Source organism: Staphylococcus sp. EG-SA-18 (assembly GCF_017151825.1).
Taxonomy (GTDB): domain Bacteria; phylum Bacillota; class Bacilli; order Staphylococcales; family Staphylococcaceae; genus Staphylococcus; species Staphylococcus aureus.
Genome location: NZ_JACYVY010000011.1, coordinates 165518 through 182720, shown reverse-complemented (window position 1 = coordinate 182720; position 17203 = coordinate 165518). Strand labels below are relative to the sequence as shown.

The 17203-nt window shown below is 33.3% G+C and carries 16 protein-coding genes and 1 pseudogene; 16 read left to right on the top strand and 1 reads right to left on the bottom strand.

The annotated features are described in order from the left end of the window. Window positions 1-74: 74 nt before the first annotated feature. The gene (locus tag IDG66_RS04330; protein ID WP_000181131.1) at window positions 75-590 is read right to left on the bottom strand and encodes a YceI family protein; all 516 of its coding nucleotides are present in this window, start codon (window positions 588-590) and stop codon (window positions 75-77) included. A gap of 379 nt (window positions 591-969) precedes the next feature. Between IDG66_RS04330 and IDG66_RS04325 the strand changes: the two genes are divergently transcribed. From IDG66_RS04325 to lip1, 16 genes and pseudogenes are all read left to right on the top strand, one after another. Beyond that, a complete protein-coding gene (locus tag IDG66_RS04325; protein ID WP_000528922.1) occupies window positions 970-1818 on the top strand; it encodes an SAM hydrolase/SAM-dependent halogenase family protein in 849 nt (282 codons plus the stop codon). Window positions 1819-1846: 28 nt separating this feature from the next. Beyond that, window positions 1847-2401 (top strand): ECF-type riboflavin transporter substrate-binding protein, encoded by a 555-nt coding sequence (locus tag IDG66_RS04320; protein ID WP_000743714.1) that lies wholly within the window; start codon window positions 1847-1849, stop codon window positions 2399-2401. A 52-nt stretch (window positions 2402-2453) separates the two neighbouring features. Then, window positions 2454-4166, top strand: coding sequence for an ABC transporter ATP-binding protein (locus IDG66_RS04315; protein WP_000138645.1), 1713 nt, complete (start codon window positions 2454-2456; stop codon window positions 4164-4166). Continuing rightward, window positions 4163-4996, top strand: a complete 834-nt coding sequence (locus IDG66_RS04310) for an energy-coupling factor transporter transmembrane component T family protein (RefSeq protein ID WP_001077829.1) — start codon at window positions 4163-4165, stop codon at window positions 4994-4996. The genes IDG66_RS04315 and IDG66_RS04310 overlap by 4 nt, the downstream gene beginning before the upstream one ends. Before the next feature lie 46 nt (window positions 4997-5042). Further along, window positions 5043-5540 carry a GNAT family N-acetyltransferase gene (locus IDG66_RS04305; RefSeq protein WP_000610979.1) on the top strand — a complete coding sequence of 166 codons (498 nt, stop codon included), beginning with the start codon at window positions 5043-5045 and terminating at the stop codon, window positions 5538-5540. Between the two features lie 117 nt (window positions 5541-5657). Beyond that, window positions 5658-6782: a polysaccharide deacetylase family protein gene (locus IDG66_RS04300; RefSeq protein ID WP_000549222.1), complete on the top strand. Its 1125-nt coding sequence runs from the start codon at window positions 5658-5660 to the stop codon at window positions 6780-6782. A 303-nt stretch (window positions 6783-7085) separates the two neighbouring features. Further along, window positions 7086-7904, top strand: a complete 819-nt coding sequence (locus IDG66_RS04295) for an ATP phosphoribosyltransferase regulatory subunit (RefSeq protein ID WP_001065591.1) — start codon at window positions 7086-7088, stop codon at window positions 7902-7904. A gap of 17 nt (window positions 7905-7921) precedes the next feature. Beyond that, window positions 7922-8536 (top strand): ATP phosphoribosyltransferase, encoded by a 615-nt coding sequence (hisG, locus tag IDG66_RS04290; RefSeq protein ID WP_000944149.1) that lies wholly within the window; start codon window positions 7922-7924, stop codon window positions 8534-8536. Next, entirely contained in the window at window positions 8529-9779 is a 1251-nt protein-coding gene (gene hisD, locus IDG66_RS04285) for a histidinol dehydrogenase (protein ID WP_000930649.1), read from the top strand. The genes hisG and hisD overlap by 8 nt, the downstream gene beginning before the upstream one ends. 15 nt (window positions 9780-9794) lie before the next feature. Further along, window positions 9795-10808, top strand: coding sequence for a pyridoxal phosphate-dependent aminotransferase (locus tag IDG66_RS04280; protein ID WP_000639180.1), 1014 nt, complete (start codon window positions 9795-9797; stop codon window positions 10806-10808). Beyond that, window positions 10777-11355: an imidazoleglycerol-phosphate dehydratase HisB gene (gene hisB, locus IDG66_RS04275; protein WP_000640266.1), complete on the top strand. Its 579-nt coding sequence runs from the start codon at window positions 10777-10779 to the stop codon at window positions 11353-11355. The genes IDG66_RS04280 and hisB overlap by 32 nt, the downstream gene beginning before the upstream one ends. After that, entirely contained in the window at window positions 11352-11930 is a 579-nt protein-coding gene (hisH, locus tag IDG66_RS04270) for an imidazole glycerol phosphate synthase subunit HisH (RefSeq protein ID WP_103143683.1), read from the top strand. Before hisB ends, hisH begins: the two co-directional genes overlap by 4 nt. Continuing rightward, on the top strand, window positions 11923-12627 hold the full coding sequence (gene hisA / locus IDG66_RS04265) for a 1-(5-phosphoribosyl)-5-((5-phosphoribosylamino)methylideneamino)imidazole-4-carboxamide isomerase (RefSeq protein ID WP_000571736.1): 705 nt from the start codon (window positions 11923-11925) through the stop codon (window positions 12625-12627). Before hisH ends, hisA begins: the two co-directional genes overlap by 8 nt. Continuing rightward, a pseudogene (gene hisF, locus IDG66_RS14130) lies at window positions 12624-14011 on the top strand (imidazole glycerol phosphate synthase subunit HisF). The gene hisA and the pseudogene hisF overlap by 4 nt, the downstream one beginning before the upstream one ends. Before the next feature lie 192 nt (window positions 14012-14203). Beyond that, on the top strand, window positions 14204-14383 hold the full coding sequence (locus tag IDG66_RS04250) for a hypothetical protein (protein ID WP_000834346.1): 180 nt from the start codon (window positions 14204-14206) through the stop codon (window positions 14381-14383). A gap of 720 nt (window positions 14384-15103) precedes the next feature. Continuing rightward, window positions 15104-17146: a YSIRK domain-containing triacylglycerol lipase Lip1 gene (gene lip1 / locus IDG66_RS04245; RefSeq protein WP_000842036.1), complete on the top strand. Its 2043-nt coding sequence runs from the start codon at window positions 15104-15106 to the stop codon at window positions 17144-17146. Window positions 17147-17203 lie beyond the last annotated feature (57 nt).

The window sequence follows — 17203 nt, the reverse complement described above, 5'->3', positions numbered from 1 at the left end:
CCAACTATACCTAGGGATGATATAGTTGGCATTTCGTATATATATATTAAAACAATGAGGATTGTGTAATGAGATTATTCTGAGATTGAGAATTCAGCTGATGCTTCGAATTTAACATCTTTGCCTAGCATTACGCCACCAGTTTCAAGTGCTTGGTTAAAGTTAATGCCGTAGTTTTCTCTATTGATTGTACCAGTAACAATAACACCTGTTACTTGAGAACCATCCATTGGATTTTTACTTACTCCGTTGAATTCAACATCGAATGTTTCTTCGTTAGTGATGCCTTTAATTGTTAAATCACCAACAACTTTGCTTTCAGATACTGATTTTGTCACAAATGTAATTTTATCAAATTCGTCAGTACCAAAGAAATCACCAGATTTTAAGTGGTTATCACGTGCTTCGTTTTTAGTGTTAATTGAGCTTGGAATAATTGTTGCAGTAGCTTTCAAAGTACTGAAGTCATTAATATCTCCTTCAACAGCTACATCAAATTGATCAAATGAACCTTTCACTTTAGAAACCATTAAATGTTTAATTTGGAATTCTAAACTACTGTGTGCACCATCAAAAGTAAAGTTAGTCATAATATAAAACCTCCATATTTTTATCTCTTAGATATATTTTTTATACTTGATATACATACAATACCACCTAAAAAACAAAGATGCAAGCATTTTATTTCGAATTCGAATATTTTCTGTGATGTATTTAAAGAATGACCTATAAAACACCACACTATTGTTATACCCTAGTCAATTAATTCAAACATAAAGAAGTGATTACAAGTCCGTGAAATTTAGTTAATGAGATAAATCTGACTATTATTATCATTTTGATAGGCAATAATATGGAATGGGTATAAAGTGACTCGTACTATTTTAATATAATTCTGAAAATTCAAAATACAGAACATTAAATATGTAGATAATATTTTTTTGAAGTTTTAAAAAAAGGAGGCATTTTATGGGAAATTATTTGGTATTGCAATCAGATTTTGGACTTAGTGATGGCGCTGTAAGTGCAATGTATGGAGTTGCATATACTGTAAGTGATGATATACGTGTTGAAAACTTAACGCATGATATACCACCGTATGACATTTGGGTAGCGTCATATCGTTTATATCAAACTGTAAAATACTGGCCTAAAGGCACAGTTTTTGTATCAGTGGTAGACCCGGGTGTAGGTAGTGATAGGCGGAGCATTGCTTGCTTAACATATTCAGGTCATTACATTATTACACCTGATAATGGTTCTTTAAGTCATATTAAACATTACGAAGGTATTAAAAAAGTTATCGAAATTGATGAAGTGAAAAGCCGATTGCCTCATTCGGAAGAAAGTCATACTTTTCATGGTAGAGATGTTTATGCATACAATGGTGCGAGATTAGCTGCAAATAAGATAGCGTTTGAACGTCTCGGTCAGGCAATTAATGTTGATAGTATTGAGGCATTAGAAATAAGAGAAGCGACAAAAAATGAGGATTCTGTTACAGGAAGCATTGATATTTTAGATATCAGATTTGGGTCATTATGGACAAATATTCCATTGGCATTCTTAAAATCCTTGGAAATTGTTCATGGTAATAATTTGGTGGTAACAATTTATCATCAAGATAAGAAAGTCTATCAAAATATTATTAAATTTGCGCGATCGTTTGCAGATGTTAATGTGGGTGAACCTCTTGTGTATGTTAACTCGCTAGTAAATATTGGTGTAGCGGTCAATCAAGACTCATTTTCAGATTTATATCATATTGGTACTGGAAATGATTGGACGATTCATTTATCTAAAGCACCATCAATTTAGTGAATTTTTTATGTAAGGAGTAATGAAGATGAAAAAACAAGATATTTCAGTTAAAACTGTTGTTGCGATTGGTATAGGAGCAGCGGTATTTGTGATTTTAGGGCGTTTTGTTGTAATACCAACAGGTTTTCCTAATACGAATATAGAAACATCTTATGCATTTTTAGCATTAATATCTGCAATATTTGGGCCTTTTGCTGGTTTAATGACTGGATTAGTTGGACACGCTATTAAAGATTTCACGACATACGGTAGTGCTTGGTGGAGTTGGGTTATTTGTTCAGGAATTATAGGCTGTTTATATGGATGGATTGGCCTAAAATTAAATCTTTCTTCAGGCCGATTTTCTAGGAAATCGATGATTTATTTTAATATCGGTCAAATTATTGCGAATATTATTTGCTGGGCACTTATTGCACCAACATTAGATATTTTGATTTATAACGAACCGGCTAACAAGGTTTATACACAAGGTGTTATCTCTGCAGTATTAAATATTATTTCAGTTGGCATTATTGGGACAATATTATTAAAAGCATATGCTTCATCTCAAATAAAAAAAGGTAGTTTACGTAAAGAATAATCATTTTGTTGAATCAGATATGTAAATGAATGTAGAAAGGTAATGATATATCATGACTGAACCAATTATCTCGTTCAAAGACTTTAGTTTTCAATATCATAGTCAAGCAACACCTACATTACAGAAAATAAATGTTGATATTTATCCAGGAGAAAAAGTATTAGTAGTTGGTGCTTCGGGTAGTGGTAAATCGACTTTTGCAAATTGCATAAACGGATTAATTCCATTTAAAACTAAAGGTAACATAACTGGGGAACTATATATAAATAATCAAGATGCAACCGTTAGTTGTTTACATGATAGATCTAATGTTGTTGGTACAGTTTTACAAGATACAGATGGACAGTTCATAGGCTTAACAGCAGCTGAAGATATGGCCTTTTTATTAGAAAATAATTGTGTTGAACAAGATGATATGAAGAAAAATGTAAGTTATTGGGCTGAAAAAGTTGGCATGATAGAACATTTAAATCACCGACCGCAAGATTTATCTGGAGGTCAAAAACAACGCGTTTCATTAGGTGGTATATTAATCCATCGTACGCCTATTTTAATATTGGATGAGCCGCTGGCCAATTTAGATCCTGCGACAGGACATGAAACGCTGAGATTGTTAAACAATATTCATGAAGAAACAAAGTCAACGATGATTATTGTCGAACATCGATTAGAAGAATCATTAGATGATACGTTTGATAGAGTTCTTCTTTTTAAAGATGGAAAAATCATCGCTAATACAACGCCTAGTGATTTGCTAAAATCATCTAAGCTTAAAGAAGCAGGCATACGTGAACCATTATACTGTACAGCGCTTAAATATGCAGAAGTAGATGTCGAATCCATTGATAACTTAGCGAATTTACGTGACGTTTGTATGAGTGAACATGTTAAATTTAAAGTGAAAAAATGGATAGATGAAACATCTGCAAATAATGATAATAAGTACAAATCTGAACCGCTATTAGAATTAAATGAGGTATGTGTTCAATATAGTGACTATAGTAATAGTGTACTTAATAATGTTCAATTAAATGTTTATAGAAGAGAAATGCTTAGTATAGTTGGTCACAATGGTGCCGGCAAATCAACACTTGCTAAAGCAATTTGTGGATTTTTAGATATAACAGGTAATATCCAATTTTGTAATAGGGGATTTAATCAATTGTCAATTAGCGAACGATCTGAATTCGTAGGTTATGTGATGCAAAATCCAAATCATATGATTTCCGAAAAAATGATTTACGATGAAGTAGCATTAGGGTTAAGAGCACGAGGTATGAAAGAATCAGATATAAAGATACGGGTAGAGAATGTGCTCAAAATATGCGGACTTTATGCATTTCGGAATTGGCCAATTGTAGCTTTAAGCTATGGTCAAAAAAAGAGGGTCACTATAGCATCTGTTTTAGTCTTAAATCCGGAAATAATCATATTGGATGAACCGACTGCTGGTCAAGATTTCTATCATTATAATGAGATAATGTCATTTTTAATTGAGCTAAACAGACAAGGGAAGACGATTATTATGATTACGCATGATATGCATTTATTGTCTGAGTATAGTTCAAGAACAGTTGTATTATCAAAAGGTCAAGTCGTTGCTGATACCACGCCAGTATTGGTTTTAAATGATAAAAAAATCTGTGAGATTGCATCATTGAGACAAACATCGCTATTTGAAATGGCCGAATATATAGGGATTAGCGAGCCACAGAAATTAGTACAATTATTTATTAACCATGATAGGAAGGTGAGACGCCAATGAATCAATATAATACTATAGGTTTTCACCCGGGAAATAGTCGTATTCATCAATTAAATGCGACTGTTAAACTTTTATTCTTATTAGTTGTTTCTATTTCTGCAATGGTGACTTATGACACAAGATATTTAATTTTAATTAGTGTTTCATCTATTTTATTGTTCAAATATGCTCATATTGAATGGAAACAAGTTCGTTTTGTTGTTAAATTCATTCTGTTTTTCACAATATTAAATATTATTGCCGTATACATATTTGATCCTGAATATGGTGTGAAGATTTATAATCAGCGTACAGAGTTAATCAATGGTATTGGTCGATTTACGCTAACATCACAGGAATTATTCTATCTTTTTAATCTAATATTAAAATATATTAGTACAGTTCCTTTAGCGTTAATATTTTTATTCACAACGAATCCGAGTCATTTTGCTGCAAGTTTAAATCAGCTAGGTGTGAATTATAAAATCAGTTACGCAGTCTCACTAGCATTAAGGTATATTCCAGATATTCAAGAAACATATTTTAATATTTCACAAGCACAACAAGCAAGAGGATATGATAATTCGAAAAAGGCGAAATTTACTAGCCGTGTTAAAGGTATCAAACGCATTGTGTTACCTTTAATATTTTCTAGTATCGAAAGAATTGACACTATTAGTACTGCTATGGAGTTAAGACAATTCGGACAGTATAAAAGGAGAACCTGGTACGTCAAAAAACAATTAAAAAAAGATGATTATGTTGTTTTGTGTTTGACGTTAATACTTCTGATGTTAGTAGTTACATTATTCTTTTTAAATAATAGTCGATATTTCAACCCGTGGTATTAGCATTCATATAAATAGTCTTTAAATAGAAATAGGAGGGAGACATTTAATGATAAATACTGAAAGATTAAATTTAATGATTCCAAGTTCCTCGCATTTAATTGAACTTTATAATATTTGTAGTCATCCACAAGCAAATATATACACTCCCAAAGGTTTACATAATTCCAAATTAGACACACAACGGTGGATTGAAAAATGGCGAAACCATTGGCAACAATATCAATTTGGTTACTTTGTATTGGTAAAAAAAATAGATTGTAGTGTTATTGGTATTTGTGGATATGAATATCGACAATTAAAGCAAGAAACAGTATTAAATTTATTTTATAAATTACATCCAAGTTTTGAAGGACAAGGGTACGCATGTGAGGCTATTACAGCAATCACAAATTTTGTGAATTATATCGATCAAGAAACAGTAAAAGTTATCAGGACAAATAAGTGTAACCAACGTTCAATAAATTTAGCAGAAAGGCTTAAATTCAAGCGAGACAAAGCTATGGACGACATTATCAATCAAGGAGATATTGTGTTTTATAAATAAAATACTATGACATTATCTAAAAAATAAAATTAAAATCCCAACAGTTTCTTAAAAAGTTATGAGCCACATAATAAAAATGTTATAATTGTGCATAATAAAACATAGGGAGAATGTTTAATGCATAAAAAATATTTATTGCTATTTTTTCTGTTATTATCAGTTGCATTGCTATATAGCTGTTCCAAGCAAAATGAGAAAGCTCAAAATAAATCTGTTAATCCAAATGAGTATGCAAAGCATAAATCGAAAATGGATGAACATTGGGAAACATATCACGGCCAAGTTTATCATGTGTTTTATCACCCATTAATTACAGACCCAAAAGTTGCGTTTACAGGAGATACACACCAAGCTAAGGGCAACAATGATTGGATGATTACTGTAAGTGAATTTAAAAAATCATTGAACGAATTATATAAAAATAATTACATCATCGTTAATCCACATGATGTATACGACTTATCATCTCATCATGTAAAAGCCAAAAAAATAAAATTGCCGAAAGGTAAAAAGCCACTAATCATCTCAATTGATGATATGAATTACTATAGTTACATGAGACACCATGGTTATGCTGACCGTTTAGTACTCGATAAAAATAAACATGTTGTTTCTGAAACTACAGACAAAAAAGGTCATGCTACTTATTCTGATGACAATGATATCGTGCCAATTTTAAATAAATTTGTAAAAGAGCATCCAGATTTTTCTTTAAATGGTGAAAAAGGTGTTGTTGCTTTAACCGGTTATGAGGGCGTATTAGGTTATCGCACGAATGAATTAACGAGTAAAGATTATACAAAGAATAAAAAGGCAGCTGAGGAAGTTGTTCGCGCAATGAAACGGGATGGATGGTCATTTGCGAGTCATTCATATGGTCACATTAATTTTGAAAAAACATCTTTAGAAGGTATTAAACGTGATACTAAAAGATGGAAAGATGAAGTTGAACCAATTGTAGGTAAAACAGATATGTTTGTATTTCCACATGGCGCACAGGATAGACATACACAAGCGTATGATTATTTGGTAGATGAAGCAGAGTTTAAGTTTATTGCAGGTGTCGGTCCAAACAATTTTACAGATATATCAGCAACGAACGTTTACCAAGATAGGGTTGCGATTGATGGTCTAAACTTATTTGAATTTAAATATAAACTCAAACCGTTTTTTAATCCTGAAAATGTATATAGTAAACAAGATAGACAATTCTTTAAAGGTAATCGGGATTATGAAGAATAGTTAAATTTAATAAAAAGATAGAAAGAAAATAACTTTACATAATAAGGCAAGCACAATATGTGCAAGAAGTACAACTTCAATATAAAAATCTTGGTTTAGCATTTTTATAGGCACAAATGTCTTGCCTTTTTCTTTTGTAAAAATTTAAAAACAATACACCGAATTTTCTGAAAAAGGTTGTAATGTATTGCTAAAAATGATAAGTTATTAATCATATTACACTTTAGTGTGGTAGAGAAGTAAAGTAAACAACGAAAATACCAAGTGATTTTAAATACAGTATTGAAAGTAAAGGGTGGTCGAGTGAATAATTCAGAACAATTAATTGCGTTAAAAGAATCGGAAACAGCATTTTTAAAATATTTTAATAAAGCGGATTATGAGTTAGTTGATTTTAGTGTGGTTGAAAAGTTGGACTGGAAACAATTGAACCATGAGGATTTGCAGCAGATGGGTGAGCGAAATTTTTGGCAACATGAGCATCAAATTTATGCACTTCGAAATGATTTTACAGATCAATTATTGCGTTATTACTCAATGTATCCAACTGCAGCAACAAAAGTGGCATACACAGGTTTAATCATTCGGAATAATGAAGCGGCTGTACAAGTGGGTTTGGAAAACTATGCACCATCATTAGCGAATGTACAACAGAGCTTAAAGCTATTTATTCAGTTTATTCAACAGCAGTTGAGAGACAACGTGCATTTTGTTGTATTGGGACATTATCAATTGCTTGATGCCTTACTCGATAAATCGTTACAAACACCAGACATACTATCAATGATTGAGGAACGTAATTTATCGGGACTGGTTACATATTTGTCGACTGAACATCCAATCGTGCAAATCTTGAAAGAGAATACGCAACAACAATTAAATGTATTGGAACACTATATTCCAAATGACCATCCAGCACTCGTTGAATTAAAAATATGGGAACGTTGGTTACATACACAAGGTTACAAAGACATCCATTTAGATATTACTGCGCAGCCACCTAGATCCTATTACACAGGCTTATTTATTCAATGTCATTTTGCTGAAAATGAATCTCGAGTTTTAACAGGTGGTTATTACAAAGGAAGCATCGAAGGGTTTGGATTAGGATTAACACTTTAAGTAAGGGAGTATGCACAATGTTAAGAATCGCCATAGCCAAAGGACGTCTAATGGATAGTTTAATTAACTATTTAGATGTAATTGAATATACGACATTATCAGAAACATTAAAAAATAGAGAACGCCAATTATTATTAAGTGTAGATAATATTGAATGCATTTTAGTAAAAGGAAGTGACGTGCCAATCTATGTGGAACAAGGAATGGCCGACATAGGCATTGTTGGTAGCGACATATTAGATGAGCGCCAATATAATGTTAATAATTTGTTGAATATGCCTTTTGGAGCATGTCATTTTGCGGTTGCAGCGAAACCTGAAACGACCAATTATCGTAAAATCGCAACGAGTTATGTTCATACTGCTGAAACATATTTTAAATCAAAAGGTATTGATGTCGAATTGATTAAATTGAATGGTTCTGTTGAATTAGCTTGTGTCGTAGATATGGTAGACGGAATTGTCGACATCGTTCAAACAGGTACTACGCTAAAAGCGAACGGACTGGTTGAAAAGCAACATATTAGTGATATCAATGCAAGATTAATAACTAATAAAGCAGCTTATTTTAAAAAATCACAATTAATAGAGCAATTTATTCGCTCTTTGGAGGTGTCTATTGCCAATGCTTAATGCACAACAATTTTTAAATCAATTTTCATTAGAAGCACCATTAGATGAGTCATTGTATCCAATTATTCGCGATATTTGTCAGGAAGTTAAAGTTCATGGAGATAAGGCTTTGAAAATGTATAATCTAACATTCGATCATACGAAAACAGATCATTTAGAAATTAGTCATGAACAAATTAAAGCAGCATTTGACACATTAGATGAAAAAACAAAACAAGCATTACAACAAAGTTATGAAAGAATTAAAGCATATCAAGAAAGTATTAAGCAGACGAATCAACAGTTAGAAGAATCAGTGGAGTGTTATGAAATATACCATCCACTAGAAAGTGTGGGTATTTATGTGCCTGGTGGCAAAGCAAGTTATCCATCAACGGTTCTAATGACAGCGACTTTAGCACAAGTAGCGGGTGTAGAAAATATTGTTGTTGTGACACCACCTCAACCTAACGGAGTATCCCAAGAGGTATTAGCTGCATGTTATATTACGCAAGTTAATCAAGTGTTTCAAGTTGGTGGTGCTCAAAGTATTGCTGCATTGACTTATGGAACAGAAACGATACCTAAAGTTGATAAGATTGTAGGTCCAGGTAACCAATTTGTTGCATATGCCAAAAAATATTTATTTGGACAGGTAGGTATTGATCAAATTGCAGGACCAACAGAAATAGCACTGATTATTGACGACACCGCAGATTTAGATGCCATCGTATATGATGTATTTGCGCAAGCAGAACATGATGAATTAGCACGTACATATGTCATTGGTGAAGATGCGCAAGTCCTTAAAGATTTAGAATCACGTATTGCTAAAGCATTGCCTAATGTGGACAGATACGACATTGTTTCTAAAAGTATCGCTAATCAACACTACCTTATCCATGCTAGTAATTTTGATGAAGCATGCCATGTCATGAATACAATCGCGCCTGAACATGCGTCGATTCAAACAGTAAATCCTCAACCATATATTGAAAAAGTGAAATATGTGGGTGCATTGTTTATTGGACATTATTCGCCAGAGGTCATAGGAGATTACGTTGCAGGTCCAAGTCATGTATTACCTACAAATAGAACAGCTAGATTTACCAATGGGTTATCGGTCAATGATTTCTTAACACGGAACACGGTCATCCATTTATCAAAAGATACGTTTGAACAAATTGCTGATTCAGCACAACATATTGCTCATGTTGAAGCATTATACAATCACCAGCAGTCTATTTTAATACGTCAGTCTTAGGGGAGTGTAATTGAAATGATTTATATTGATAAAAATGAAAGTCCAGTTACGCCGTTGGATGAAAAAACAATGACGTCTATTATTAGTGCAACGCCATATAATTTATATCCTGATGCAGCATATGAACAATTCAAGGAAGCTTATGCTAAGTTTTACGGATTATTGCCTGAACAAATTATTGCAGGAAATGGCTCTGATGAATTGATTCAAAAGTTAATGCTAATCATGCCAAAAGGTCCGGCATTAACGCTAAATCCTGATTTTTTTATGTATCAAGCATATGCGGCACAAGTAAATCGTGAAATTGCATTTGTAGATGCAGGATCAGATTTAACGTTTGATTTGGAAACCATTTTAACGAAAATCGATGAAGTACAACCATCATTTTTTATTATGAGTAATCCACATAACCCTTCAGGCAAGCAATTTGATACGGCATTTTTAACAGCTATTGCAGATAAGATGAAAGCATTAAACGGATACTTCGTCATTGATGAAGCATATTTAGATTATGGCATGGCATATGACGTTGAAATGGCACCACACATTTTAAGAATGCGCACATTATCAAAGGCGTTTGGAATAGCTGGCTTAAGATTAGGTGTCTTAATTAGTACTGCTGGAACGATACAGCGTATTCAAAAAATAGAACATCCATATCCATTAAATGTATTTACGCTAAATATTGCGACTTATATTTTTAGACATAGAGAAGAGACAAGAGTATTTTTAACGATGCAACGACAGTTAGCTGAGCAGTTAAAACAAATATTTGATACACATGTTGCAGATAAAATGTCAGTATTCCCATCAAATGCCAATTTTGTACTTACTAAAGGTTCAGCAGCGCAACAATTAGGACAATACGTATATGAACAAGGATTTAAACCTCGCTTTTATGGTGAGCCGGTAATGAAGGGCTATGTAAGATACTCAATTGCAACAGCACCACAGTTAAACCAATTAGAAGAAATTGTTAAAGAATGGAGCGCAAAATATGATTTATCAAAAACAACGAAACACAGCTGAAACACAACTAAATATTTCAATATCAGATGACCAGTCACCATCGCATATTAATACAGGTGTGGGCTTTTTAAATCATATGTTAACATTGTTTACATTTCATAGCGGTCTGTCATTAAACATTGAGGCACAAGGTGATATTGACGTAGATGATCACCACGTAACTGAAGATATCGGCATTGTCATTGGCCAATTGTTACTTGAAATGATTAAAGATAAAAAGCATTTCGTTCGTTATGGAACGATGTACATTCCAATGGATGAAACATTAGCACGTGTCGTTGTGGATATAAGTGGGCGCCCATACCTATCATTCAATGCATCATTAAGTAAAGAAAAAGTTGGTACGTTTGATACGGAGTTAGTAGAAGAATTTTTTAGAGCGGTCGTAATCAATGCAAGATTAACAACGCATATTGATTTAATTCGTGGAGGTAATACACACCATGAAATTGAAGCTATATTCAAAGCGTTTTCCCGTGCATTAGGCATAGCGCTAACTGCAACTGATGATCAGCGTGTGCCGTCATCGAAAGGTGTGATTGAATGATTGTCATCGTTGATTATGGATTAGGGAATATTAGTAATGTAAAACGCGCTATTGAACATTTAGGGTATGAGGTGGTTGTCTCAAATACCTCAAAAATAATCGATCAAGCAGAAACAATCATATTGCCCGGTGTCGGCCATTTTAAAGATGCGATGTCAGAGATAAAGCGATTAAATCTCAATGCAATATTGGCTAAGAATACTGATAAGAAGATGATTGGTATTTGTTTAGGCATGCAATTAATGTATGAGCATAGTGATGAAGGCGATGCATCTGGATTAGGGTTAATCCCAGGAAATATTTCGCGTATCCAAACAGAATACCCAGTGCCACACTTAGGCTGGAATAATTTAGTGAGTAAGCACCCTATGTTAAATCAAGATGTTTATTTCGTACATTCTTATCAAGCGCCGATGTCAGAAAATGTAATTGCATATGCGCAGTATGGGGCTGATATTCCGGCAATTGTTCAATTTAACAATTATATTGGTATTCAATTCCATCCTGAAAAAAGCGGTACATATGGGTTACAAATTTTGCGTCAGGCAATACAAGGGGGATTTATAAATGATTGAATTATGGCCAGCGATTGATTTGATTGGGTCAACAAGTGTGAGGTTAACAGAGGGTAAATATGATAGTGAAGAAAAAATGTCACGCTCGGCTGAAGAAAGTATTGCTTACTATAGTCAATTTGAATGTGTGAATCGTATTCATATCGTCGACTTGATAGGTGCTAAGGCACAGCATGCCCGAGAGTTTGATTATATTAAGTCATTGAGGAGATTAACAACCAAAGATATTGAAGTAGGTGGTGGCATTCGTACGAAGTCACAAATCATGGACTACTTTGCCGCAGGGATTAATTATTGCATAGTTGGAACGAAAGGTATTCAAGATACTGATTGGCTTAAAGAGATGGCACATACATTTCCAGGTCGCATTTATTTATCTGTTGATGCCTATGGAGAAGATATTAAAGTGAACGGATGGGAAGAGGACACAGAGTTAAATTTATTTAGTTTTGTGAGACGGTTATCGGATATACCTCTTGGCGGCATTATATATACTGATATTGCTAAAGATGGCAAAATGTCCGGACCTAACTTTGAATTAACTGGTCAATTAGTAAAGGCAACGACGATTCCTGTCATTGCTTCCGGTGGTATTAGACATCAGCAAGATATTCAACGATTAGCGTCGCTAAATGTTCACGCTGCTATTATAGGAAAGGCTGCACATCAAGCATCTTTTTGGGAGGGGCTAAAATGATTAAAAAACGTATCATTCCATGTTTAGATGTCAAAGATGGTCGTGTCGTTAAAGGGATTCAATTTAAAGGATTAAGGGATATTGGGAATCCTGTTGATTTAGCAATGTATTACAATGAAGCGGGTGCTGATGAATTAGTATTTTTAGACATCTCTAAGACGGAAGAGGGTCATAGCTTAATGCTAGAAGTGATTGAACAGACAGCGTCACGCTTGTTTATCCCTCTTACTGTAGGGGGTGGGATTCAAAGTCTCGATGATATTACCCAATTGCTAAATCATGGTGCAGATAAAGTATCATTAAATTCAAGTGCTTTAAAAAATCCACAGCTCATTAAACAAGCGAGTGATAAATTCGGTAGACAATGCATCTGCATAGCAATTGATAGCTATTATGATCCTGAAAGAAAAGCACATTATTGTTGTACGACTGGTGGTAAAAAAATGACAAATATTAAAGTATATGACTGGGTACAGCAAGTAGAACAGTTAGGTGCAGGTGAGCTCCTCGTTACAAGTATGGGACATGATGGTATGAAACAAGGCTTTGATATTGAACACCTAGCAAATATTAAGTCTCTTGTAAATATTCCAATCATTGCTTCTGGTGGTGGTGGCAATGCACAACACTTTGTAGAATTATTTGATCAGACGGATGTTTCTGCAGGTTTAGCTGCAAGTATATTACATGATCGAGAAACGACGGTTCAATCTATTAAAGAAGTGATACGGCAAGGAGGTATAGCAGTAAGATGACCAATTACAAAATTGATTTTAGCAAAGGTTTAGTGCCAGCAATTTTACAAGATAATCAAACAAAACAAGTATTGATGTTGGGTTATATGAATCAAGAAGCTTTTGATAAAACGATAGAAGATGGTGTAGTATGTTTCTATTCGCGGTCGAAACAACGTCTATGGACAAAAGGTGAAACATCTGGTCATACGCAACGTGTTAAAGATATTCATGTAGATTGCGACAATGATACTATTTTAATTGATGTCATACCAAATGGACCAACATGTCATACAGGCAGTCAAAGTTGTTTCAACACAGAAGTTCCATTTTCAGTGCAAACATTAGCGCAGACAGTTCAAGATAGTGCCCAATCCAATAATGAAAAGTCATATACAAAATATTTATTAACAGAAGGTATAGAAAAGATTACGAAAAAATATGGTGAAGAAGCTTTTGAAGTCGTAATTGAAGCAATTAAAGGTGACAAAAAAGCATTTGTAAGTGAAGTAGCAGATGAACTTTATCATTTATTTGTCTTGATGCATGCGCTAGGCGTCGATTTTTCAGAAATTGAGGCAGAATTAGCGCGTAGACATCATAAGCGCAATAACTTTAAAGGCGAACGACAAAATATCGAACAGTGGTAAAACAAGTATGGGCTGAGATATAGAGAAAAGGATCATGGCTTATACACTTACAAATATTGTGGAAAACGTGACATTTTCAAGTTTAAAATACGACACCAACATATTTTAACTATGAATGCTGTGATGGTACTAAAGTTGCAAACGCGTTATAGATAAGTAGTGGATAATCACAATACGAAACCAAAAATAATTATGAAAAGTGAATTGAGCAACTCAGGAATAGATGTCACTGTTAAAGATGTTGAAAAGTATATGAATCGATATAATGAAGTTATGAAGGGAAAAAATGGCGAAAAAGCTAAAGAGTTATGTTTGTCGTTACTACCTATTAATATCATAGTTGTCTTTACATTCTTTGTATTTATACTATAAATAAAAATATATCTAGCCTGAAATAGAAATGTCATAGCCTATTTAAAAGACAATCTCCATTAGAACTAAGATGTGCATCCCGAAAGTTAGACTAAAAAACTAACTTTATGGGATGTATTTTTATGCTAATCATCATAAATTCGAGATTAAGTTAAAGGTAGTTCAAGAGTAATTAAACAATAAATTAAAAATAGTAGGATACTTACTTTGAGGGAAGAAAATTAACTGTATATATTTAGTTTAGGAACAAGTATTACGGTTTATCCTGATACAATTATTGTGGATGGGATGATATTTTTAGGTTTAAAATACGACACCAGCAAACATAATAACTGTAATAGCTCATAAATCTCCCCATATAGCTAATCTAAAAAAATAATACATCATTGGAATTAAGCCCCAAGCATGTAAATATTAAAAATCAAAAAAGATATATGTAAAAAAGTTACAATTTGCATAATTAAATTGTGTCTAATTATTGACTAATTAAATTTTGCCAAATATAATATTAATTAATAATTTGAAATGATTAGCGTATACACTTTAAATTCTCTTTGGAGAATATATTTTTTAAATACAAATGTAAACGCTTTCTCGTCAAATTAAACAATAGAAAGGATGGTCATTATGAGTGCTTGGTTAAGTAAATTATTTGAGTTTATTCCTCGAATAATTATCAATTTGTTTATCTAAAATAAAAAAATAGAGGTGCTGACAATGATGAAAAGTCAAAATAAGTATAGTATTCGTAAATTTAGTGTAGGTGCATCTTCCATTTTAATAGCTACATTACTATTTTTAAGTGGTGGACAAGCACAAGCAGCTGAGAAGCAAGTGAATATGGGAAATTCACAGGAGGATACAGTTACAGCACAATCTATTGGGGATCAACAAACTAGGGAAAATGCTAATTATCAACGTGAAAACGGTGTTGACGAACAGCAACATACTGAAAATTTAACTAAGAACTTGCATAATGATAAAACAATATCAGAAGAAAATCATCGTAAAACAGATGATTTGAATAAAGATCAACTAAAGGATGATAAAAAATCATCGCTTAATAATAAAAATATTCAACGTGATACAACAAAAAATAACAATGCTAATCCTAGCGATGTAAATCAAGGGTTAGAACAGGCTATTAATGATGGTAAACAAAGTAAAGTGGCGTCACAGCAACAGTCAAAAGAGGCAGATAATAGTCAAGATTCAAACGCTAATAACAATCTACCTTCACAAAGTCGAATAAAGGAAGCACCATCATTAAATAAGTTAGATCAAACAAGTCAACGAGAAATTGTTAATGAGACAGAAATAGAGAAAGTACAACCACAACAAAATAATCAAGCGAATGATAAAATTACTAACTACAATTTTAACAATGAACAAGAAGTGAAACCTCAAAAAGACGAAAAAACACTATCAGTTTCAGATTTAAAAAACAATCAAAAATCACCAGTAGAACCAACAAAGGACAATGACAAGAAAAATGGATTAAATTTATTAAAAAGTAGTGCAGTAGCAACGTTACCAAACAAAGGGACAAAGGAACTTACTGCAAAAGCGAAAGATGATCAAACGAATAAAGTTGCCAAACAAGGGCAGTATAAAAATCAGGATCCTATCGTTTTAGTGCATGGTTTCAATGGGTTTACAGATGATATTAATCCTTCAGTGTTAGCTCATTATTGGGGCGGTAATAAAATGAACATTCGCCAAGATTTAGAAGAAAATGGTTACAAAGCTTATGAAGCAAGTATAAGTGCTTTTGGAAGTAACTATGACCGCGCAGTTGAACTTTATTATTATATCAAAGGCGGTCGTGTAGATTATGGTGCAGCACATGCAGCAAAATATGGACATGAACGTTATGGAAAAACATACGAAGGAATTTACAAAGACTGGAAACCAGGACAGAAGGTACACCTAGTTGGACATAGTATGGGCGGTCAAACGATACGTCAACTAGAAGAATTACTGCGTAATGGTAATCGTGAAGAAATAGAGTATCAAAAGAAACATGGTGGCGAAATTTCTCCACTATTCAAAGGTAATCATGACAATATGATTTCATCAATTACTACTTTAGGAACACCACATAATGGTACACACGCATCAGATTTAGCTGGTAATGAAGCTTTAGTGAGACAAATCGTATTTGATATCGGTAAAATGTTTGGTAATAAAAATTCAAGAGTAGACTTCGGGTTGGCTCAATGGGGTCTAAAACAGAAGCCAAATGAATCATATATTGATTATGTCAAACGCGTTAAACAATCTAATTTATGGAAATCAAAAGATAATGGATTTTACGATCTGACGCGTGAGGGTGCAACAGATTTAAATCGTAAAACGTCGTTGAACCCTAACATTGTGTATAAAACATACACTGGTGAAGCAACGCACAAAGCATTAAATAGCGATAGACAAAAAGCAGACTTAAATATGTTTTTCCCATTTGTGATTACTGGTAACTTAATCGGTAAAGCTACTGAAAAAGAATGGCGAGAAAACGATGGTTTAGTATCCGTTATTTCTTCTCAACATCCATTTAATCAAGCTTATACAAAAGCGACAGATAAAATTCAAAAAGGCATTTGGCAAGTGACGCCTACAAAACATGATTGGGATCATGTTGACTTTGTAGGACAAGACAGTTCTGATACAGTGCGCACAAGAGAAGAATTACAAGATTTTTGGCATCATTTAGCAGACGATTTAGTGAAAACTGAAAAGCTGACTGATACTAAGCAAGCATAATTTATAAAGTAAAGGGAGGAATTAATAATGACTGCAGACTTCTTTCAATTAATCGGA